Origin of the sequence: Bradyrhizobium sp. UFLA01-814, assembly GCF_046718885.1 — a bacterium.
Lineage (GTDB): Bacteria > Pseudomonadota > Alphaproteobacteria > Rhizobiales > Xanthobacteraceae > Bradyrhizobium > Bradyrhizobium elkanii.
Map to the genome: position 1 here is coordinate 18030 of NZ_JAQOSR010000077.1, position 21314 is coordinate 39343.

Consider the following 21314-nt stretch of genomic DNA (forward strand, 5'->3'; position numbering starts at 1 on the left):
GCCATGTCTGAACAACCGGACAGGGCGAGATCGTCCCGCTACCGCGACATCGCCACCGGGCTGCAGAAGGACATCCGGCTCGGCACCTACGCGGTCGGCAATCTGCTGCCGACCGAAACCGAGCTAATGGCGAGCTACCAGGCCAGCCGGCAGACCGTGCGCGAGGCGCTGCGCATCCTGATCGACCAGGGCCTGATCGTGCGCCGCGCCGGCCTCGGCTCGGTGGTGATCGCATCCGAGCCGCCGGTGCTGTTCACCCACAGCGTCAAGTCGCTCGGCGAGTGGCTGCGCTATTCCAACGAGACCTACCGCGAGGTCGTGGCCAGCAGCGACATCGTGGCCGACCGCAAGCTGGCCGGGCTTTTGAAATGCGAGCCCGGCAAGAGCTGGTTCCTGATCGAGGCGGTGCGCCGCTCCGACCAGTTCGCCGCCCCGCTCGGCTGGGCCGAGATCTATGTGCTACGCCGGTTCGCCGATGTCGTGACCCGCAGCGACCACGGCCGCACCCCGGTGCATGAGCAGATCGCCAGGATGTACGGCCAGGTCACCGAGCGCGCGCAGATGGAAATCTTCGTGCGGGGCATGCCGGCGCCGATCGCCAGGGCGCTCGGCGTCAAGAGCGGCTCGCCGGCGCTCACCGTGGTACGCCGCTACTACGGCCAGCGCGAGGAACTGTTCGAGGTCACCATCACCACGCACCCCGAAGGGCGCTACACCTACACGATGGATATGCAGCGCTCGCTGCGCCCGAAGCTCTAGCGCACCCGGGCCAGATGGGTGCTGGCAGAGGTATGTGCCGTCTGCGGGGTGCCGCTCACACCCCAGATCGCGACCGCGATCAGCGCGGCCGCCCAGACATAAGGCACAGCATTCAACTTCTTCATTTCCGGGATCATCCCCAACGTCTCAGGAGGACCGACTGACCTTGCGACCCAGGTCGTGAATCTCACCACCGCGGTCCTCAGCGTCTCACCAGGCAGCCGTCCTTCACAACGCTACTAAGGTTAGACCTTGTCGGTTTCAGGACGCCTTCGTGCGAATCCGGAAATGATTTCGTCGGAACCGGGCTCTCTCATCCGAATTGATGAGACGGCGGGCCGAAGCGGTTCGGCTCCATTCGAGCCAACACCTAATAGAATTTTCTGCCCAAATTTGAATCAGACGCACAGCAAACCTTCCAAAGATGCGCCCACTGAATTCTTTTTGATTGTCGCCCCGACTCCCGCCGTGCCATCAGGGCCTGTGACACTGTGATGACAAGGGTTTCTCCCGTGACTGCCGAACCGGCCAAACCGCAAGGCGACTCCCGTCGCCGCTCCAAGGAAACCCAGGACGAGGTCGCACGGTCGCTGGAACGGGAATTGAAGCTGCTGACGGAAGAGCGCCAGGAGCGCGCGCTCCGGTTCGGCCTCGACATTGCGGGCAAGACGCCGAAGGTGGACCAATAAGGTCGCCGCCGCGCTGAGAGCCCTCGGGCGCACAGTTTCCTTAGCATTGTCGATTCGCGCGGCCGTCCGACATGGCCGGTGTGCGTGTTGGCGTACGCCGGTCGTGATTTCCTGCGGCCATGCCGGCGAGGTCGCTGCGCGGGCACGACGCCTTCTGCACTATTGCAACGACCAGTCCCAGCTACAACTCCGCCGCGGCGTATGGGTCCCGGCCTTCGCCGGGACGACGCGAAGGAAGCCGAGCTTCATGTGCCCAAAAGATAGAGACGCGGCCGCGCTTGAGCTATTGCGCGCCCGGCGCTTCAGCATCGGCCTTCACGTCGCGGCCGAAGCGATCCTTGCCGCTGAGCCTGGCCTTGCCGCCATCGAACGACAGCAGCCATCGGCGGTCGGTATCGCCGCCGACCAGACGCAGGTCGATCGCGAATGTCTGGTTGTCCTGCCACGTCCCTTTCAGCGCCATCACGCCGAGCGCCGTTGGCTGACCGAGACGGTAGGCACCGTCGAGCCCGATCGGTCCCGCCAGTGTCGTGACCGGCTTTGCCGGATCCGGCGTCGCCGTTTCCAGTTCGTAGTGCGCGGGCTGATCGGTCAGATGCAGCGTCAGCGCCCGCAAGTTGAAGCCATTGGCCGGGAAGCGCCATGTCTTGCCGGAGATGGCGGCGGCCGTCTCGGGCACGGCACCAACGGCCGACGGCTTTTCGGTTGCGATATCGCGCAGCGCGCTCGCAAGCTGATTGCCGCCGACGGAGTTCACCGGCAGCGCCGTGTCGGATTTGACCGCGCCTGAAATCTCGTCGGCCATTCTGCCGAACGAGCAGTAGTCGCGCGCGGTCACGACCGTGACGATGTCGAGCGCGGGAAACAGCATGACGAGCTGGCAGCGGTCGCCGACCGCCATGACAGCCTGCCGCTGCGGCATCACCCAGAAGAAATTGGCGTAGCGTAGCGATGGATCGAACGAGGCGTGCATGTCCGTCGTCGCATGCCTGATGCGGTCGACCCAGCCGGTCGGCAGCAAGCGCTGCCCGTCCCATTCACCGTCATGCAGATAGAGCAGGCCGATCCTGGCCGCGTCGCGCGGCGCGAGCTGAAGCCCGCCGCCGCCCTGCGTCAGTCCGGGGCCGATGCTGTGCCAGTACGGCGCGGCTATCCCGAGCGGGCGAAACAGCTTCGTCACCGCATAGTCCCGCGCGCTCATGCCAGTGAGCTTGTTGATGATCGCGGCCAACAGCTGCGCATTGCCGGTGTTGTAATAGAACGCCTCGCCCGGCGCCTTCGCCATCGGTCGGTCGAGGATGAACTGGATCGCATCAGGGCTGCGCCCCCACTCGATCAGCGAGTCCGGCCGGCCACCCTCGACGCCTTCGGTCCAGGCCATTCCCGAGGTCATGTCCAGCATGGTCTGGACCGTGATCGCCCGCTTGCGGTCGTCGAGATTGGCGATGGCGCGATCGCCGAAGAAATCCACCATGCGATGGTCGAGGCTGTCGAGCACGCCATCCCTGAGCAGCATCGCGACCAGCGTTCCGGTCACCGCCTTGGTGACGGAATTGAAGAGGTGCGGGATCTCCGGCGTATAGGGCGCATAGTAGGCGTCGAGCACGATCCGGCCGTGCCGCGCGATCAGGAGGCTATCGAGACCGTGGTCCGTGCCAAAATTGACGAGCCGCGCCAGCGCGGCGGAGTCCATCCCCTGCTCTTCCGGCGTCGAGGTCTGCCACTGCCAGGTCTGCCACTGCCAGGTCTGCCACTGCGAGGTCTGCCACTGCGAGGTCGGCCGCACCGGCTCGGCGGCACCTTGCGCCTGGGCTGCGCCCGACAAAGCCGAGGCTGCAAGCACGAGCCCCGCAAGCATCGGCAGCGCCAAACGTTGAACCTGCATCGGCGTCTCATTGCGACACGGCAGAGAGCGGCACCATCCGCGATCCCTCGCACGCTTGTCAATCGTCGCCGCGACGGCGCGCCAATCGGGACAGCGGCAAGCCGTTTAGCGCTGCCGCTGCGCGAGATAGAATCCGGCCAACACGGCGGCCAACCCGGCCGCCTGCAGCGTGGTCGGTGGCTCGCCGATCAGGAGCCATCCCAACAGCAGGGTCAACACCGGCACGGTCGCAGGAAATACGGCTGCGCGGGCAACGCCGAGGCGCTGGATCGACACCGCGAACAAATACATCGCCGCGGGCCCGGCCAGGATCCCCTGGGCGATGGCTTGTAGCGCGTTTTCAGGCAGGCCGATGGCCGCATCGCGAGCGAGCCCACCCGAGGCGGCATACAGTGGAAACAGCGAGAGCGACAGCACGCTGATGACGCTGGCCACGGAGAACGCCGAGACACGCCAATGGCGCACCAGCGTGGCGAAGCCCGCGAACATCAAGCCGGTCGCAACGAAGATCAGGTCGCCCATCACGGCGCTCGGCCCCATATGGCCGATCGACTCGCTGCCGATCACAGCAAGGCCGACGACGATGACGACAGCGCCGGCTGCGCGCGAGAGCGAGACCGATTCCTTCAGCAAGACGACCGCGAGAAACAATCCACCCAGCGTCGCGCAGGACGGCTGGATCACGCTGCCATGCCCCAGCGGCACGAACATGAAGCCTACATAGCTGATCAGCGACATCACCGGCCCGCCCAGCAGCATCAGCGCCATGCCGCGCCCCCAGCCGATGCCGCAGAGGTCGCGAAGGCCGGCGCGCACAACGAGCGGCAGGAAGGCAATGCCCGACCACAGGAAGCGATGCATCAGCAGGTCGACCGGCGTGAACCCGACCTTCAGGCCATGCCGGGTCGCCACGAAGCCGAGCGCCCAGCACAGCGCCGCACCGAGGCCGCAGGCGACCCCGATCAGGATGGCTTTCGGATCCGGAAGGGTTTTAGCCTTGGCATTGGCCGGACGTTCGTTCATCGCGAACGACTACGTGAGCTGCCGAGACGGATCAACCCATTGAGGTGCAGGGCTGATTGGCGCAACGCTGCCGGCGTCCGCTTGGGCTGCGCGGTGACGTCACTCCGCGCTGCCGCGATGTCCGCTCTGGCCAAAGGGCGACCTTGCGGCCGGTCGCTCTAGGCGAAGCTGACCTTCACAGACAAGAAGTGCGACTTACTTCCGCGGCTCGACCACCGTCTTTGTCGATCCGTCCGGCGCTGCCTGCATTCCCGGCGGGCTTTGACCTTGCGGGCTTTCCGGCGGCGCACCACCCGATCTTGTTTCAAGCGGCCCGGTCCATCCTTGTGGCTGCAATTGACCTTTTTCTTCCGGTGCCGAGCGTCCAGTTGCCGTGTTCACGTCCTTCTCGGGATCGGGCTGGGCTATCGCAAATCCACACGACAACGCCCAGCCAATCGTCGTCATCAGAATGATCCGCATTCGGACCTCCCTTGGCTGATCGTAGCAAACCGGCTGGAGCGGCTTCAGTTCCTTGCCGAAGGAGGCGGCAGAACTGGCGACAGACGATGTCCGCTACGGGTTAAAGGCCGACATCATTCCGCGCCGCCGCGAATTCCATCTTGAGCCAGGAGCTGGCGCTCGGATGTGCGGCATCAATCTTAAGCCGCGGGCGAGCCGCTGCGTTGAGGAAACAGCCGAGGTGCGCCCTCAGGAAGTAACCCGTAAGCCTGGAGCACGCCGTAGACGAGCGCTGCTAGAATGATGAAACCGACGATGCGATTGAGTTTGAACACCTAACCTCGAAGCTCTTCGTTGTCAAACGCGATATTGGCTGAGATGCACCACTCACAGCAAGAGCGTTGAAGCCGCGAAGATCAACGTGGCTTTGTGCAAATGGGCCACTAACGTAAACAAGGCCTTCAGAGATCAGGCCGCGCTGTAGCCGCCGTCGACCACGTGCGATGCGCCTGTCATGAACGACGCCTTGTCCGAGCACATCCAGACCACGGCTTCGGCGATTTCCTCGGGCACGCCGAGGCGACGGACCGGCACCTTGGCGATGATCTCGTCGTAACGTTCGTCCATCGTCTCCCTGGTCATCGGCGTCTTGATGTATCCGGGATTGACGCAGTTCACGCGGATGCCGTCCTGGGCATATTCGATCGCAGCAGACTTGGTCAGCCCGACGACACCATGCTTGGTCGCGACATAGTGGCCGGACGTCGCGAGGCCGACCAGGCCTGCGATCGAGGCCGTGTTGACGATGGCGCCGCCACCGCCCTGCTTCAGCATTTGCGCGATCTCGTATTTCAGGCACAGGAACACGCCCATCAGATTCACCGAGAACATCTTGGCCACCGAGGCCTGCGTGAGCTCATGAATGCGCTGGCCGGGCGGGCCGACGGAGCGCCCGGCAACGCCGGCATTGTTGAACGCGCAATCGATGCGCCCGAACGCCGAAACCGTGCGGGCCACCATGTTCGCGACATCGGCCTCGTCGGTGACGTCGCCCTGGATCGCGATCGACTGGCCGCCGGCGGCATTGATCAAGGCGACCGTTTCGTCGATGCCATCCTTCGAGAGGTCGGACACCGCCACGCGCGCGCCTTCACGCGCCATGGCAATCGCCGTCGCCCGGCCGATGCCGGAGCCGCCGCCCGTCACCAATGCAGCCTTGCCGTCCAGAATGCCTGCCATGAGAAACTCCTCTAAAGCGCGACGCGATCGGATCGAATCGTCATCGCGCGTTTTGTTCCTTGTTTGAGCATGATCTTGTCGGAAAACCGCTTCGCACTTTTCCGGATCATGCTCTAGCGCTTGCCTTCGATTGCGATCTCGACGAGGTACGGCCGCTGCGCCGCGACAGCCTTTGCAACGGCACCGGCAATGTCGTCGGCCTTCTCGACCCTGACCGCCTCGACGCCCATGCCGGCCGCGAGATGCACGAAGTCGAGCGCGGGGCCGGTGATATCCATGTTCTGATAGGGATGCTGGGTGCCGGCCTCGAAATTCTGGCGCCAGACGTCCACATTGTGCTTGAGGATGCGGTACTCGCGGTTGGCCAGCACCACGAACACGATCGCAAGCTTGTGGTGCGCGGCGGTCCACAGCGCCTGGATCGCATACATCGCCGAGCCGTCACCGGAGATGGCGACAACCGGACGGTCCGGCATCGCGACCTTGACGCCGATTGCCCCGGCGAGGCCCTGGCCGATGCCGCCGCCGCGGCCGCCGAAATAATCGCCGAAGCCGCGATAGTCGAAGGCGCGCGCGAGATCGAGGCTTGCCGTGATGCTTTCATCGACGATGACGACATCGTCGGGCAGGCCGCGACGCAGCTCCGCCGTGACGCGCGGCATCGCGGTCGGCTGGCGGTCCCAGCTTTTCTCGACGCGCGCGCGGTAGGCCTCCTTCTCCTTCACCTGCAATTCGGCCAGCGCGGCATTGCGGTTCTGCGCGGCCTGCCTGAAGTCCGCGCTCGCCTTTGCACGCACCGCCTCCGTCAAGGCACTGACGCTGACGGCGATGTCGCCGACGATGCCGGCATCGAGCCGATTGTTGAGCGCGAGGCGCTCGGCCGAGGCTTCGATCTGCAGCACGGACGCGCCGTCGGGAATGTGGCCACCAGGCACAAACCAGATGTCCTCAAAGAACGGACCGCCGATCAGCAGCACGAGATCGGCATCGGCGAGCGCCTTGCGCACCTGCCGGGCGTCGCCGGGAAGCGACTGACGATAGCTCGGATGGCTGGTCGGGAACGGCGCGTGGTGGCGGAGCCCCTCGAACCACACGGTGGCGCCGACCGCTTCCGTGAGCGCCACCAGCGCCTGCTCGCCGCCCGAACGTGCCACGTCGTCGCCGGCGATGATGGCCGGCTTTTTCGACTTCAGAAGCAGCGCGACAAGCGCTTCGATGCCGGCCGGATCGGGGCGCGTCGAGCGCCACAAATTATCCGGCGGCAGAGCATCGACCGCCGTCTCCTGTTCCATGACGTCGATTGGCAGCGACACGAACACCGGCCCCTGCGGCGCATCGGTCGCCACCTTGAACGCGCGTCGCATGATCGGCGCGATCTCGTCGGCACGCTCGATCTGCACGCTCCACTTCGTCACCGGCGCCGCCATCGCAACAAGGTCGTGGCCGAGCAGCGGGTTGTTGAGCCGCATCCGGGTATCCTGCTGGCCGGCCGTGACGACCACGGGCGAACCTGCCTTCAGCGCGCCGTACAGCGAGCCGATGCCGTTGCCGAGGCCGGGAGCGACATGCAGGTTGGCGACGGTGACGCGCCTCGACGCCTGCGCGTAAAAGCTGGCGGCGCTGACCGCGACACCTTCATGCAGCGCCATGACGTATTCGAGTTGCGGAAATGCCGGCAGGCTATCGAGCAGCGGCGTTTCGGTCGTGCCGGGATTGCCGAAGATATGACGCACGCCGTGCGACACGAACGATTCCATCAGCACACGACGCCCGCGCATTCGCTCCCTCTCGATTGTTCTGATCCGTTTTGCGCATCATCGGCCGGGGAGCGGCCCATGGCAACCGTGCGAGACGGTTGGCATCCGCGCGGCCGGCTGCGTCTTCCGCATGGCTTCAAGGCGCGAACGCGCCAGCGAGGCCGCGGCCCTGCCACTTCCGCGGCCAACCAGCCACGAATGGAAAGGGCCACCGTTCGGGTGGCCCTTTGGTTTACTTCTTAAGGTTGGCGGCAAACAGCTTGGCGGCTTCGGCCTTGGATTCCTGATCGGCCTTGGCGTCGTATCTCAGCGGCAAATTGAACTTCTTGCCGAGCTCGGTAGCCTCGGGATTGGTGAATGCGTGTACCGCGCCGGGATATTCGATGATGCGGTAATCGGCCTTCGCCGCATCGAAATCCTTCTTCAGCGCATCGTACTGCTCGCGCTTCACGAACGGGTCGTCGGCGCCGTTCAGGATCAGGATCTTCGCCTTGACGGTGCCCGGCGCCGGTGCGGGGGTGTTGAGACCGAGCGAGGCGTGGAAGCCCGCGACGGCGGCGAGATCGGCGCCGGTGCGCGCCATGTTCAGCACCACCGCGCCGCCGAAGCAGTAACCGACGGCGCCGATCCGTTGCGGATTGACCGAGGCCTGCTTGGCAAGTTGATCGCGTGCGGCGTTGAAGCGCTGCTCCATCACCTTCGGGTTCTTCATCACCGACCCCGAGAGCGCGCCGGCATCCTTCGGGTTGTCGGCAGTCTTGGCGTCGCCATACATGTCCGCGATGAAGGCCACGTAGCCCTGCTCCGCGAACTTCCGCGCCTCGTTATGGATATGCGGGGTGATGCCCCACCATTCATGCACCATGACGATGCCGGGCCGCTTGGCCTGGGTCGCGTCGTCATAGACGACGAAGCCCTTCATCGTGGTCTCGCCGTCGCTGTAGGTGACCGGCTCTTCCTTGACCGCTGCGTGTGCGCTCGCGACCATCGCGATGGCGCAGAGTGCTCCCACTATGTTCGTTATGATCGTTCGCATGTTGACCTCCTGCGCGTTTGGCACGACGCGACATTGGCATACCAGCGAATCCCGCGCTAGGCTCGGAAAGCGGAGCCGCTTTGCTCCGCGGGCTGCGCATCATCTCTCGAGCGCGCGTGGGCCCGGCCCGAGGCCGAGCGCGCCGAACATTTCTGTCGGTTGCTGATGTGTGAACGACGTTGCGTCAAGGTCAGCGCGTCTCGGTCGCCGTTGCTGCGCTCGCCGCGCTATCGACGAACACAACCGGCGTGCCCTTCGCGATACCGGCCGCGACGCGCTGCGCGTCCCAGTTGGTGAGCCGGACGCAGCCGTGGGACTCCGCCTTGGAGACCTTGCCGGGATCGGGGGTGCCGTGAATGCCATAGCCTTCTCCCGAGAGGTTGATCCAGACCACACCGACCGGGTTGTTCGGACCGGGCCTGATCGTGAACGGCGTCTTCGATCTGACGCCCTTGAATGCGTATTTTGGATTGTAGCGATAGGTCGGGTTCTTGTTGATCGCCGTCACCTTCAGCGTTCCGCTCGGCGTCGGCTTATCCGCGCTGCCGACCGTCGCGGGATAGAAGCCGAGCAGCTTGCCTGCTGCATCGAACGTGCTGAGCGTCTGCCGCGTCTTGTCGACCTCCACGCGCGCGATCGGCGGCGGCTTTGCGGTATCGACGACGTTCGCAACCGCAATGGTCTCGCCGGCCTTGTCGAACTTCCGGCCCGGATTGAGCGCCTGAAGCAGCGCCTCGCTCATGTGGAATTTTTCCGCGAGCGCTTCGCGCGGACTGGTGTAGCCCAGCGCCGGCAGGCTCTTCATGCTTTCCATCTTCGCGGGGATCCTCTTCACGAACGGCCCCTTTACGTCGGCATCGACGATCGTGTAGCTGACGATCGCAGGCCCGTCGCTGGCGGCGGTGAGGCTGCTCCAGATTTCTGGCGTTATCGCCTTGTCGAAGAACAATCCATTCGCGTCGACAAACGCCCTGAGCGCCTTCTGCGCGTTGTCGCCCAGCTTGCCGTCGATCTCGCCGGGGGAAAAATGCGCGCGGTCGAGCAGGATCTCGAGCCTGGCAACGAAGGCGCTGAGCTGACGGCGGTCCGGCAATTTTGCCGGCGGCGCCGCCTCGTCGTTGATCGCGGCGGCATCAAGACCCGCGGCCACCGCCGGCGCGGCCGACACAAGCAAAAGGACAAGAGCAAAACGCGCAACGGAAAACGGTCGGAACATCGCGTATCCCAACGTGGCTACCTTCCGTAAAGCTACGGAAAGCGTCGAAGTTCCAATGCGAATAGCGGCGAAGTTCCGCGGCGGAACAGCTGATATCGCGGCTTCGCCGCAATCGACTCGCCAAAAAGTCGCGATCCGAAGTGCATTTGCGCGCAACCCACATCACAATTCAGGTCTCTGGAAGCAAATGCGATTTGTCATCGCGGCGCTTGCCGCGTTCCTTGTCTTGATGCTCGATTTCGATCGTTCGCCCGGCTCGATCAATGCCTCGACCCAAGCCCCGACATTCTCGCGCGACGCGACATCCGACGCCGTTCCGTTCGCCGCGCGCTTTATCGAAAGCGCTGATGCCAGCGAGGCGCCCGCTACGACGGACGCGGACAAGACGCCCGCACCTGCGGCGCAGCCGAGCGACGCCGCGGCCGAGCCACAGCTGTCCGCGATCGACAAATTCTGCCACAGCCTGAAGGACGCGGCGCAGGCGAGCGAAATTCCCGTCGCGTTCTTTGCGCGGCTGATCTGGCAGGAGAGCCGTTTTCGCTCGAACGAGATCAGCCATGCCGGTGCACAGGGCGTTGCGCAGTTCATGCCGGAGACGGCGGCCGAAGTCGGGCTCGACGACCCCTTCGATCCACTGCAGGCGCTGCCCGCATCCGCAAGACTGCTGCGCAAGCTGCGCGACGATTTCGGCAATCTCGGTCTGGCAGCGGCCGCCTACAATGCCGGCAGCGGCCGCGTCCAGAAATGGCTCGCCAAGCAGAACGAGCTGCCGCGCGAGACCCGCGACTATGTCCGGATCATCACCGGCACCAAGGCGGAGGACTGGATCGAGCATGCCGACACGCTCGCCATCCGCATCGACTTGCCGAGCGAAGCGCCGTGCGAAGGCATCGGCGGCCTCTCGAAGGCGAAGGATGTCGCCTTCGTCGCAGCGTCGCCGGCGTCCGCGGTGACCACGATCATCCGCAAGGCCGAGGCCGCGCGAGAGACGGCAAGGTCGGTCGCCGGCCGCGCGCGCAGGCGGCTCGCGCTCGTGCTCGGGAAGAGCTCGCCGGGCGCGGCCCGGCTCGGCAAGGCGCGCCCGACCGTCGTCGCCGCCAGGGCAAAACCGGCGAAGGGCCGGGCTGTTCACGTCGCCTCGCGCGCACGTTCGTCGAGCTGAGGCCGCGTCACGACGCGTGCACCGCCGCAAATGCGGGCCGGCGATATTTCCGCTCAGGAAAATGAATGCACTGGTGTATGTTGCCGGTCGTTTTCAGATCGGTTTGCTTGCAATTTTCATTTCCCAGTGGGCGTTGTCATGACGTTGATCGATGGTTTGGGTTATCTGGCGTCGGCGCTTGTGTTGCTGACGTTCTGCATGAGTACGATGTTGAGCCTGCGCGCTGTCGCGATATTCAGCAATCTGGCGTTCATCAGCTATGGATTGGGCGACGGGATCTACCCGGTGCTCATCCTGCACATCATTCTGCTGCCGCTGAACGTAGTGTTGCTGTTCCAGATGGTTCGGCTGCTTCGGAAAGCGAAACGTGCTGCGGCGACGGACCTTTCTCCGAACTGGCTGCAGCCGTTCATGCAGCCGAAGCATCTGAAGGCGGGAGAAACGATCTTCCGGAAGGGCGACGACGCCGACCTGCTGTACATGGTCGTATCGGGCGAGGTCAGGTTTCCCGAGATCGATCGCGGGGTATCGGCGGGCGAACTGTTCGGCGAGATCGGGCTGTTTTCGCTCGAGCGCCGCCGCACGCAAACGGCGCTCGCTGCGACCGATGTGGATCTGCTCTGGATCAGTGACGGCGCGCTGAGGAAGCTGTGCGAGCGCAACCCGGGACTGTCGCTGTATTTCCTGCGCTTGACGGCGACGAGGATGACGGAAAACGCAGCCCGCGCAATCGGGGTCGGCGCGGTGGCGCCCAATCCGGCGTGATGCGCGCCGCCTCGCTTTGCCGGCGCTACGGCGCGGACGACGCCGCAAGGCTCGGCAGCGGCGCAAACTGCATCTCTGCAACGGCCGAGCCGGCGTATGCACTGGCGATCAGGATCATGACTCGAATGGCGACGAACATGGTGCCTCCTCAGTCTTGTTGTTGGTCTCTCAATGCCAGAGACTTCTTTCCCGCCGGTGAGGAAAGCTGGTTGCCGCAACCTTGAAGGCATTGGTAAGCGAGCCGTTTACGCAAGCCTCTGTTCATGAGTTGGGAACCGTATCGGCCGATCGGCCGGAGCGCTAAACGCGCGGTTCACCGTCGCCGGGCATTGTTCGCCTCAATCAAGAAGGCGCAAACACAATGCCGATTTCCAGGACGATCCTTGTTGTCGTATCGATTTTTCTTGCCGGTTTGTACGTCTACGACAGCTGCCGCAGTGATGGGCTCTCGATGCCGGTTTCGGTAAACGAAGTCCTTGCACGGCGCTGGCCGGAACCGGACGCATTTCATCCCACGGCAGCCCCTGTGTCCGCGGCCGCCGGCAACGTGACGCCGGCCGCGCGCGTTAGGGAAACATTTGCGATGTTCATCCCCAAAGATGCGCGACGCCATCCGATGCAGCGCAGCCTTTAACAGCCGCGAGTCAGCCCAGCGATGCGCCGGCCTTGGCGCGGCTTATTCCGAGCGTCACGATGCGCTGCAGGAGATCTGGATAGTTGAGCCCGTCATGCCCGGCGGCCGTCGCGAACTCCTGGCTCTTGGCGATCTCGGGATTGGGATTGGCTTCGATGAAATACGGAACGCCATTGGTGGACAGGCGGAAGTCGATGCGCGCATAGCCGTCGAGCCCCAAGGTCCGGTAGATGCGCTTCGCCAGCCGTTGAATATGGGCGGATAGTTCCGGCGTGAGGTCCTCGGCCGGGCCGTCGACAATCCCGACCCGCTCCTGATAGCTGGTATCGTGCTTGACCTTTTCGGTGGCGATCTGGCGCGCGGCAGGGCCGCCCATGCTGCCGAATTTCAATTCCCACACCGGCAGCACCCGCAGCCGGTTGTTGCCGAGCACGCCGACATAGAGCTCGCGTCCCTCGATGAACTGCTCGGCGATCGCGGCCGTTCCGATCCGCTCATGGATGAACGCGACGCGCTCGGCGAGCTTCTCGTCGGTATCGACGATCGACGCCTGCGAGATACCCAGCGATCCATCGCTGCTCAGACTCTTGACGATCAGCGGCAGCTCGAGACGCGGCGGCCGCTTGACCTTGCGGCGCATCGGAAACACCGCGAAGGCCGGCACCGGGATCCGGCGATGGTGCACCAGCGTCTTGGACAGATCCTTGCCGCGCGCCAGGATCAGGCCGCGCGGATTGCACCCGGTATAGGCGATCTTCATCAGCTCGAGATAGCTCGCGATGTGCTGGTCGTACACGACGTCGTAGTGAAACTCCTCCAGCAGCGTGAACACGACGTGCGGCTTGAAGCCCTCGATCTCGTCGCGCACCGGCTTGATTTCCTCCTGCACGCCGAGCGGACGAACCTCATGGCCGGCCGCGCGCAGGGTGCTCACGACGTCGTATTCCGTCTTCCATTCGTTGATCTCCCGCGCGCTGTATCCATCGCTGGAGTCGGGCGGCACACAGTCCGGGTGCATCAGCACCAGAATGCGAAGCTGTTTCATAGCGCGATCCATTTCCGGCGCGACGGGCCGAACAGCGCGTGCATGGTCTTGGCGGTCAGCAGAATGGTGAAGTTCGTCACGAGCTTCTGCTCGGGGCCGACGGCACGCAGATTGAGCTCGCGGCAGCGCGAGATCATGTCGTCAAGCACGGCATCGAGCGTCAGCTGGTTCTCGCCCGTCCACCGCGCCACCAGCTGCCTGATCTGGGCGCGGTGCCGCCTGATGAAGGCCGCGGCCGGCGGACGCCGATAATGCCGCGGATCGGCGGAGAACAGCTTGGAGAGATCGCGGTCGTAGGTCTTCGGCGGCGTGAAGGCGTAGAATGCCTGCTTCTTCCTGTAGTGCTCGGCGAGCGTTTGCTTGAGCGTATGCAGCGGATCGACCCGTTCGCGCGTCGCGAGCAGCGGCCGCTTGCCGGCGATCTCGCCCATCAGCTCGTCGACATATTCGAGCTTCTTCAGCGCGGGCCAGCCGGCATAGCGCGTCCGCCAGTTCGAGCGCGGCCGCAGCCACACCGCGAAGGTCTCGGCGAAGTCCTCGTCCGGATGGCTCTGTGCGTACCAGAGCCGAAGATGCTGCACATAATTGCGGCTGGCCGGATTGGGTCGATAGTAACGCGGGTAGTGCTGCGACGACGGGCCGAACAGCTGCTGCCAGCGCCGGCGGCGCTGCAGCTGGTAGCCGTGCTGCACGGCGTGCCCCGCCTCGTGGCGGAGAATGGCCATGCACTCGGACCACGAGGCGCCCTCGACGTCGAGCATCATCTTCTTCTCGAGCTTCATCAGGCGGGGATGGGCGAGGTAGAACGGGATCGCGATGCCGGGCACATCCGCCGGGCTGAACCATTCGCTCGAGATCCATGTGTGCGGCCGCAACCGGACGCCGCGCTCCTCGAGCTCTTCATAGAGCGTATTCACACAATCGGCGAGCCAGGTGCCCTCGACGGCAACCCTCAGACGGCTCAGCGGTTGCGCGAGCAACTGCTCGTCCGTCAGCTTTTCCCAGTCAAATTTGCGGCGCGGCATAGGCTTCCAAAGTCTAAAACAAATCGGACTCTGAATGGTGTCATAGGTTGCCGCCGGCAACAACCGCCGGGCCTTCGCGCCGGGCCCCCGGCCAATGCCGGCATCGGGCCGGACCCGGCCCGAGTGTCCGCCTTGGGCGGCGGGCAGCGCGCCGGGCCCGATCCGCCGGCTCGAGGCGACGCTCATCTTGCGTCCTAAGGCTTGACCCAGCGTTGCACGGCCGCGGCCGTATCGGCCGGCCTGGTGTTGAAGCAGATGGCGGCATCGGGGGCGAGCCGGTGCACCAGATTGAGGATCGTCTCGAACAGCAAGAGCCGCTCCGGCGGCTCGCGCAGCCCGGCACCGATCACGACGCAGTCGTAGCGGCGCGCGTTGAGGGCCGCCGCCGTCACGGCTTCCGCCGTATCGCCGAGGTCGATCAGGCAGCTCTCGACGTCGTAGCCGAGCGTCCGCAGGCCCTCGATCTGCGCGTCGAGATAGCTGCGCACCAGTTCGGGCGTGAACTGCGGCATGACGGACAGATCGACGAAGGTCGGGTCGAGGCCGATCGCCAGCACGGATGGCTTCGTCATGGTGACAGTTCCCATTCCGCTCCATCGTGCCCGAACATGCCAGAGGTTTGAGTCGAAATCGCGGACACGACGACCCGCAGCAACCTTGTAGCCCGGGTGAGCGGAGCGACACCCGGGGTCGCTCGTGGCAAAGACCCGCATGTCGCTTCGCTCATGCGGGCTACAAGGTTTCGCTTGGTCGAAATCGCGGAGCCGTCAGCGGCAGCCATGATCCTGCGCGGCACGGGCGGCGATCGCGGCGCGGCGTTTGAGGAACTCACGCTCGCGCGAATTGCCGGCCAGCGCGGCGGCGGCCTCGAACGCGGCATGCGCCTCCGCGAAACGGCTCAGCTTATGCAGCAGATCGCCGCGCACGCTCGGCAGCAGATGATAGGATTGCAGCGCCGGCTCATCCGCGAGGCCGTCGACGATCGCGAGCGCGGCAAGCGGCCCCTCGGCCATGCCGATCGCAACCGCGCGGTTGAGCTCGATCACGGGGGAATCCAAGAGCGCGGCGAGATCGCCGTACAGCGCGGCGATGCGGCGCCAGTCGGTCGCGTCAGGCGTGCCGGCCTCGGCGTGGCAGGCGGCGATCGCGGCCTGCAGCGCATAGAAGCCGCCGGCGCCGCCGAGCTCGCGGGCGCGCGCCAGCGCGAGCTGCCCGCGGCGGATCTGCAGGCGATCCCACCGCGCGCGGTTCTGGTCCATCAGCAGGATCGGTTCGCCGGACGCATGGGTGCGCGCCGCCATCCGCGAGGCATTGAACTCCATCAGCGCCAGCAGGCCGTGCGCCTCCGGCTCCGATGGCGCGATCGAGGTCAGCACGCGGCCTATGCGCAGCGCCTCGTTGCAAAGCTGCGGCCGCAGCCATTCGTCGCCGCTTGCCGCGGTATAGCCCTCGTTGAAGATGAGATAGACGACCTCGAGCACGGAGGCGAGCCGCTCCGACAGCTCCTCGCCGCGCGGCGTCTCGTAGGCAAGACCCGATTCCGACAGCGTGCGCTTGGCGCGCACGATGCGCTGGGCGATGGTCGCCTCCGCCTGCAGGAAAGCGCGCGCGATCTCCTCGGTGGTGAGGCCGCAGATCATTCTGAGCGCCAGCGCTGCGCGCGCCTCCCGCGATAGACGCGGATGGCAGGCGGTGAAGATCAACCGCAGCAATTCGTCACCGATATCGTCGTCGAGCGCGGAATCGAAATCGGGCATGGTGTCCTGCTCCCGCGCCAGATCATGCGCAAGCATGCCGTGCTTTTCGGTCAGCATGCGGTTGCGCCTGATCTGATCGAGCGCGCGCCGCTTGGCGGTTGCCATCAGCCAGGCGCCGGGCTTTTCCGGCACGCCACTGAGCGGCCAATGCTCGAGCGCGGCGACCAGCGCCTCCTGGGTCAGGTCCTCGGCGAGCGGCACGTCGCGCAGCATCCGCGACAGGCTGGTGATCAGCCGCGGCTGCTCGATGCGCCACACACCGAGGATGGTGCGCTTGACGTCGTCCTCCGTCACGCCGGCCTCCCGCATGCGGTCGGCGCGACCGTCAACACTCCATGAAGGGGCGAACCTCGCATGACAATTCCCAGTCCGGCATGTGGTCAAGATGAAGCTGCATGAACTCGACCGCGCGCGCCACGGCCTCCTCCTTGTCCTTCAGCTCGAACACGGCGTAGCCGCCGACCAACTCCTTGGCCTCCATGAAGGGGCCGTCGGTGACGGTGAGCTTGCGATCCTTGATCTTCACCTCCGCGCCCGCGGTGCGCGGCAACAGCGCGCCGGTGTCGAGCATCCGGCCGGCTGCGATCTCGCGTTCGGCGAGCTTGCCGATTGCCTCGCGCAACGGCGGATTCGGCAGCATCGGCTTCTCGGCCACGAGGACATACATGAAGCGCATCGTGCTGCTCCTTTTACGCGCCGCACTGGCCGGCAAAGCCGGCGAACGGGCGAACCTCGCAGGTGCCTTCCCAGCCCGGCATGTGCTCCTTGTGCAGCTGCATGAACTCCACCGCGGCGGCGACCGCCTCTTCCTTGTTGCGCAGCTCGAAGATCGCGTAGCCGCCGATCATCTCCTTGGTCTCGACGAAGGGCCCGTCGACGACGTTGAGCTTGCCGTCGGTGATGCGGACCTGGGCGCCCATCGCGACCGGCAACAGCCCGCCGGTGTCGATCATGCGGCCTGCCTTGATTTCCCGCTCGGCAAGCCTGCCCATCGCCTCCATCAGCGCCGGCGTCGGCGGGCCCGGGGGCTGGGGCGAGGTGACGATATACATGAAGCGCATCGGAAAACTCCTGTTGGGCGAGACGCGGCGATGATCGCCGCAAGACCGGCTCGCTATGGGGAACGACGATCCGGGAGGGGGTGAATCGACAGGGGGCGGGAATTATTTTTTCGGGCAAAAGCAGATCGTACCGGCCTCATCGTCGTCCCTGCGCAAGCAGGGACTCATAGCCACAGAGTTGAGTTGTTGAGGCGAGCCGCGGCCACAGCCGCGCAAAACCAACCGGCATCGTGGCTATGGGTGCCTGCTCCCGTGCGCAATTGCGCACTAGGCAGGGACGACACGGAGCTTGTGGCAGTCCCGTAGCCCAGGTGAGCGAAGCGATACCCGGGAACCGCGCGAGACACCCCGCATATCGCTTGCGCTCATGCGGGCTACGAAGCCAGCACCCGACCTACTGCTCCCGCAGCATGATCAGCGGATCGGCGCTGTCCGGGACGCGGCGCCACTGGGCGTTGTCGTCGGCCTCGAACTGCCAGGTCTCGCCCTTGGCCGACATCAGGATCATCTGGCCGTGATCGAGCCGCCACATGGTCGGGTTGAAGGAAGCGACCGCCGGATCGCATTTGCCTTTCAGGAACACCTGGAAATTGTCGTTACCGGCGTCGGTGTTGGTCAGCACCAGCGTGCAGATCGCCTGGCCGTTGCCGCGCACCATCGACCAGTCGCCGATCATCTGGTCCATCGACTTGGCGAGCGAGCGCGCCGCGGCAAGGTTTTGCAGGATATAGACGCCCTCATTGGTGCGCATGCCTTCGAAGATGCCGGTCTCGACCTCGGTGAAATCGATCACCGCCTCGCCGGCCGCGTTCTGCAGCCGCACGATGTCGCCGAGGCCCCTGATGCTCCAGCCGGTGATGTCCTTGGTGAAGGGCAGCGCGGCGGCGCAAGCGGGCTCGAGCTCGAGCTTGAAGCCTTGCGGCGCCGTATCGCCCTTCAGCGTCACGACGCAGGTCTTGCTGCGCTCGGTGGTGGCGAGCTCCCACTGCCCGATCATGTCCCTCTTCAACGTGGTGACGTCCTGCGCCGCTGCCGGACCGCACGCGGCCAGCAGCAGACACAGCACGGCATTGAAGCGGGACAACGACATCAGCGATCCTTGACGGGCGTTTCGGCAACCGGCGTCAGCGGCGGCTTGCCGGTAAACCAGTTCTTGATGTTGTCGACCACCAGCTGGTCCATCGCGTTACGCGTGACCACCGAGGCCGAACCGATATGCGGCAGCAGCACGACATTCTGCATCGCCTTCAATTCGTCCGGCACGTTCGGCTCGGCCGCGAACACGTCGAGACCGGCGGCCAGGATGGTGCCGGACTTCAGCGCCGCGACCAGCGCCGGCTCGTCGACCACCGAGCCGCGCGCGACATTGATCAGCACGCCGCGCGGACCGAGCGCCTTCAAGACGTCGGCATTGATCATCTTCGCCGTCGAGGCGCCGCCCGGCACGATGACGACCAACGTATCGACCGCCTTCGCCATCTCGATCAGGTCGGGATAGTGCTTGTAGGAGACGTCTTTGGACGGATTGCGCGAGTGATAGGACACCGGCACCCGCGAGGCTTCAAGACGGCGCCCGATCGCCTGGCCGATCCGGCCCATGCCGACGATGCCGATCTTGCGGTCGCGCAGCGAGCCGACGCTGAGCGGATAATTCTGGGTCTGCCAGAGCCCGGAGCGCACATAGCGGTCGGCCTTGACGAATTCGCGCAACGTCGCGATCAACAAGCCCATCGCGACGTCGGCGACCTCCTCGGTCAGCACGTCGGGCGTGTTGGTGACCACGATATTGTGATCGCGCGCATAGGCGGAATCGACGTGGTCGTAGCCGACGCCGAAGCTGCCGACGATTTCCAGCTTGGGAAACAGCGCCAGCGCGGTCTTGTCGGTCGCCATCGTGTGATAGGTGACGGCGATGCCGCGGATCTTGGCCACCGTCTCGGGCGTCAGCCGCTCGAGGTCGCCGCGGCTCTCGGCGCGGTGCAGCACGTATTGATCGGGAAAGCCGTTTTCGAGGATTGGCCTGATCGGTCCATAGATCAACAGATCGATCTTTTCGGAAGAAATCGGGGCCATCAACTGTCCTTTCCTAACGCGCTTTCATGCCAACGCCGCAACAACAGGTGCGAAACTAGCGCCAGCAACCCATAAATGACAATCCCGGCCAGCGATAGCAGCAGAAGTGCTGCGAACATGCGGGGAATATTCAGCCGGTAGCCCGATTCAGCGATGCGGAAGGCGAGGCCAGAGCCGGCGCCGGCGCTGCCCGCCGCGATCTCCGCGACCACGGCGCCGATCAGCGACAGCCCGCCGGCGATGCGCAGGCCGCCGAGGATATAGGGCAGCGCCGCGGGCAGCTTCAGGAACAGCAGCGTCTGCAGTCTCGAGGCGCCATAAAGTTGAAACAATCCAGCAAGGTTGCGATCGACCGAATTGAGGCCGAGCGTCGTGTTTGACAGCACTGGAAAGAACGCCACGATCCAGGCGCAGACGATCACCGCGGTCTGCTGCTGCAGGTAGATCAGGAGCAGCGGCGCGATCGCGATCACGGGCGTGACCTGCAGCACCACGGCGTAGGGGAATAGCGAATATTCCAGCCATTTCGACTGGTTGAACAATAGCGCCAGCACGATGCCGCCGATTGCGGCGGCAACGAAGCCTTCGAGCGTGGTCAGCAGCGTGACGCCGAGCGATTGCGACAGCACCGGCCAGTCCGCGACCAGCGTCTTCAGCACCAATAGCGGGCTCGGCAGCACGTAAGGTTGGATGCCATAACCGCGGACGATGGCTTCCCAGAGCACGAGGCCGGCGGCGAACACCGCAAGTGGGAGCAGAAAACGGACGAGGTCCTGCGAGGATTTCATGCGCCCGCCTGCCCTGCATAGGATGGCGCCAGCGCGCTGGAGACCTCGCGGCAGAACGCGGCATATTCGGCCGAGGTGCGGAACTCCTCGCCGCGCGGCTGCGGCGAGGTGATACGAAACTCGGCGCCGATCCGGCCCGGGCGCGCGGTCATCACGATCACGCGCTCCGAAAGATAGACCGACTCGAACACGGAGTGCGTCACGAAGATGACGGTCTTGTGCAGGCTGCGCCACAGCGACAGCAGGTCGTTGTTGAGGCGAAAGCGCGTGATCTCGTCGAGCGCCGCGAACGGCTCGTCCATCAAGAGGACATCCGGATCGGTGACCAGCGCGCGCGCCAGCGACACCCGCATCTTCATGCCGCCGGACAGTTCGCGCGGATAGGCCCTCGCGAATTCCGCGAGCCCGACCTGATCCAGCGCCGCATCGACGCGCGCATCGGCGTCGCTCGCGGGCGCACGGGCGAGCTTCAGCGGCAGGCGGACATTGTCGCGCACCGTGGCCCACGGCATCAGGGTCGGCTCCTGAAACACGAAGCCGATGCGGTGGCTGCCGCGCTGCTCCGCGCCATGATGCGAGACCTCGACCGTGCCGGCGCTTGGCGTGGCGAGACCTGCAATGAGCCGCAGCGCGGTGGATTTGCCGCAACCGGAGGGCCCGAGCAGCGAGACGAACTCGCCTCGCCTCACATCGAGGTCGAGCGGCCCGAGCGCCCTCACGCCGCTGTCATAGGTCTTGCTGACGCCGCGCAGGCGCACGGCGAGGTTACTGGCATCGGTTTCCAGCACGGCGCTCTCTACCATCGACGGCGGAATAGCGGTGAGCGCAGCCGAGCTGAGAAAGACACCTCTCTACGCGGCGAACAACGTGACGACCGCATAGGAGACTCGGGAGGCAGCGGCGGTCGGCTCCCTCTCCCTGTCTCTTATACACATCTCCGAGCCCACGAGACTTAGGAT

At 65.1% G+C, this 21314-nt stretch carries 23 protein-coding genes; 5 read left to right on the plus strand and 18 right to left on the minus strand.

Going from position 1 to position 21314, the window contains the following annotated elements:
• Window positions 1-3: 3 nt before the first annotated feature.
• On the plus strand, window positions 4-759 hold the full coding sequence (locus PMN64_RS23005) for a GntR family transcriptional regulator (RefSeq protein WP_411782294.1): 756 nt from the start codon (window positions 4-6) through the stop codon (window positions 757-759).
• Here PMN64_RS23005 and PMN64_RS23010 read toward each other — a convergent pair.
• The gene (locus tag PMN64_RS23010) at window positions 756-884 is read right to left on the minus strand and encodes a hypothetical protein (protein ID WP_016847287.1); all 129 of its coding nucleotides are present in this window, start codon (window positions 882-884) and stop codon (window positions 756-758) included. The genes PMN64_RS23005 and PMN64_RS23010 overlap by 4 nt on opposite strands.
• A 387-nt stretch (window positions 885-1271) precedes the next feature.
• Between PMN64_RS23010 and PMN64_RS23015 the strand changes: the two genes are divergently transcribed.
• Window positions 1272-1448, plus strand: coding sequence for a hypothetical protein (locus PMN64_RS23015; RefSeq protein WP_162832420.1), 177 nt, complete (start codon window positions 1272-1274; stop codon window positions 1446-1448).
• Window positions 1449-1731: 283 nt separating this feature from the next.
• Here PMN64_RS23015 and PMN64_RS23020 read toward each other — a convergent pair whose 3' ends face one another.
• The 7 genes from PMN64_RS23020 to PMN64_RS23050 form a co-directional block, all read right to left on the minus strand.
• On the minus strand, window positions 1732-3333 hold the full coding sequence (locus PMN64_RS23020) for a serine hydrolase domain-containing protein (protein ID WP_411782295.1): 1602 nt from the start codon (window positions 3331-3333) through the stop codon (window positions 1732-1734).
• A 105-nt stretch (window positions 3334-3438) separates the two neighbouring features.
• Window positions 3439-4356, minus strand: a complete 918-nt coding sequence (locus tag PMN64_RS23025; protein WP_411782296.1) for a DMT family transporter — start codon at window positions 4354-4356, stop codon at window positions 3439-3441.
• 195 nt (window positions 4357-4551) lie between these two features.
• Window positions 4552-4818 carry a hypothetical protein gene (locus PMN64_RS23030; protein WP_155258580.1) on the minus strand — a complete coding sequence of 89 codons (267 nt, stop codon included), beginning with the start codon at window positions 4816-4818 and terminating at the stop codon, window positions 4552-4554.
• A gap of 447 nt (window positions 4819-5265) precedes the next feature.
• Window positions 5266-6036 carry an SDR family NAD(P)-dependent oxidoreductase gene (locus PMN64_RS23035; protein ID WP_411782297.1) on the minus strand — a complete coding sequence of 257 codons (771 nt, stop codon included), beginning with the start codon at window positions 6034-6036 and terminating at the stop codon, window positions 5266-5268.
• Window positions 6037-6149: 113 nt separating this feature from the next.
• Window positions 6150-7814 (minus strand): thiamine pyrophosphate-binding protein, encoded by a 1665-nt coding sequence (locus tag PMN64_RS23040; protein ID WP_411782298.1) that lies wholly within the window; start codon window positions 7812-7814, stop codon window positions 6150-6152.
• Between the two features lie 211 nt (window positions 7815-8025).
• Window positions 8026-8829 carry a dienelactone hydrolase family protein gene (locus PMN64_RS23045; protein WP_411782299.1) on the minus strand — a complete coding sequence of 268 codons (804 nt, stop codon included), beginning with the start codon at window positions 8827-8829 and terminating at the stop codon, window positions 8026-8028.
• 190 nt (window positions 8830-9019) lie between these two features.
• Complete coding sequence (locus tag PMN64_RS23050) at window positions 9020-10045, minus strand: L,D-transpeptidase family protein (protein WP_411782300.1); 1026 nt, start codon at window positions 10043-10045, stop codon at window positions 9020-9022.
• A gap of 187 nt (window positions 10046-10232) precedes the next feature.
• Here PMN64_RS23050 and PMN64_RS23055 point away from each other — a divergent pair, with 187 nt between their 5' ends.
• The 3 genes from PMN64_RS23055 (at window position 10233) to PMN64_RS23065 (ending at window position 12606) form a co-directional block, all read left to right on the plus strand.
• Entirely contained in the window at window positions 10233-11207 is a 975-nt protein-coding gene (locus PMN64_RS23055; protein WP_411782301.1) for a lytic transglycosylase domain-containing protein, read from the plus strand.
• 138 nt (window positions 11208-11345) lie between these two features.
• Window positions 11346-11972, plus strand: coding sequence for a Crp/Fnr family transcriptional regulator (locus PMN64_RS23060; protein ID WP_028341787.1), 627 nt, complete (start codon window positions 11346-11348; stop codon window positions 11970-11972).
• Window positions 11973-12333: 361 nt separating this feature from the next.
• The gene (locus PMN64_RS23065) at window positions 12334-12606 is read left to right on the plus strand and encodes a hypothetical protein (protein ID WP_411782302.1); all 273 of its coding nucleotides are present in this window, start codon (window positions 12334-12336) and stop codon (window positions 12604-12606) included.
• Between the two features lie 10 nt (window positions 12607-12616).
• Here PMN64_RS23065 and PMN64_RS23070 read toward each other — a convergent pair whose 3' ends face one another.
• The 10 genes from PMN64_RS23070 to PMN64_RS23115 form a co-directional block, all read right to left on the minus strand.
• Window positions 12617-13651, minus strand: coding sequence for an ATP-grasp domain-containing protein (locus PMN64_RS23070; protein WP_028341789.1), 1035 nt, complete (start codon window positions 13649-13651; stop codon window positions 12617-12619).
• The gene (locus tag PMN64_RS23075; RefSeq protein WP_018269137.1) at window positions 13648-14676 is read right to left on the minus strand and encodes a putative zinc-binding metallopeptidase; all 1029 of its coding nucleotides are present in this window, start codon (window positions 14674-14676) and stop codon (window positions 13648-13650) included. The genes PMN64_RS23070 and PMN64_RS23075 overlap by 4 nt, the downstream gene beginning before the upstream one ends.
• A 194-nt stretch (window positions 14677-14870) precedes the next feature.
• Entirely contained in the window at window positions 14871-15248 is a 378-nt protein-coding gene (locus tag PMN64_RS23080; RefSeq protein WP_028341791.1) for a hypothetical protein, read from the minus strand.
• 195 nt (window positions 15249-15443) lie between these two features.
• Window positions 15444-16742 carry an RNA polymerase sigma factor gene (locus PMN64_RS23085; protein ID WP_411782303.1) on the minus strand — a complete coding sequence of 433 codons (1299 nt, stop codon included), beginning with the start codon at window positions 16740-16742 and terminating at the stop codon, window positions 15444-15446.
• 16 nt (window positions 16743-16758) lie between these two features.
• Window positions 16759-17109: a YciI family protein gene (locus PMN64_RS23090; RefSeq protein WP_411782304.1), complete on the minus strand. Its 351-nt coding sequence runs from the start codon at window positions 17107-17109 to the stop codon at window positions 16759-16761.
• A gap of 13 nt (window positions 17110-17122) precedes the next feature.
• Complete coding sequence (locus PMN64_RS23095; RefSeq protein ID WP_028341794.1) at window positions 17123-17494, minus strand: YciI family protein; 372 nt, start codon at window positions 17492-17494, stop codon at window positions 17123-17125.
• 394 nt (window positions 17495-17888) lie between these two features.
• Entirely contained in the window at window positions 17889-18584 is a 696-nt protein-coding gene (locus tag PMN64_RS23100) for an AprI/Inh family metalloprotease inhibitor (RefSeq protein ID WP_411782305.1), read from the minus strand.
• The gene (locus PMN64_RS23105) at window positions 18584-19567 is read right to left on the minus strand and encodes a 2-hydroxyacid dehydrogenase (RefSeq protein WP_411782306.1); all 984 of its coding nucleotides are present in this window, start codon (window positions 19565-19567) and stop codon (window positions 18584-18586) included. Before PMN64_RS23105 ends, PMN64_RS23100 begins: the two co-directional genes overlap by 1 nt.
• Entirely contained in the window at window positions 19567-20355 is a 789-nt protein-coding gene (locus PMN64_RS23110; protein ID WP_411782307.1) for an ABC transporter permease, read from the minus strand. Before PMN64_RS23110 ends, PMN64_RS23105 begins: the two co-directional genes overlap by 1 nt.
• On the minus strand, window positions 20352-21158 hold the full coding sequence (locus tag PMN64_RS23115) for an ABC transporter ATP-binding protein (protein WP_411782308.1): 807 nt from the start codon (window positions 21156-21158) through the stop codon (window positions 20352-20354). The genes PMN64_RS23110 and PMN64_RS23115 overlap by 4 nt, the downstream gene beginning before the upstream one ends.
• Between the last annotated feature and the right edge of the window lie 156 nt (window positions 21159-21314).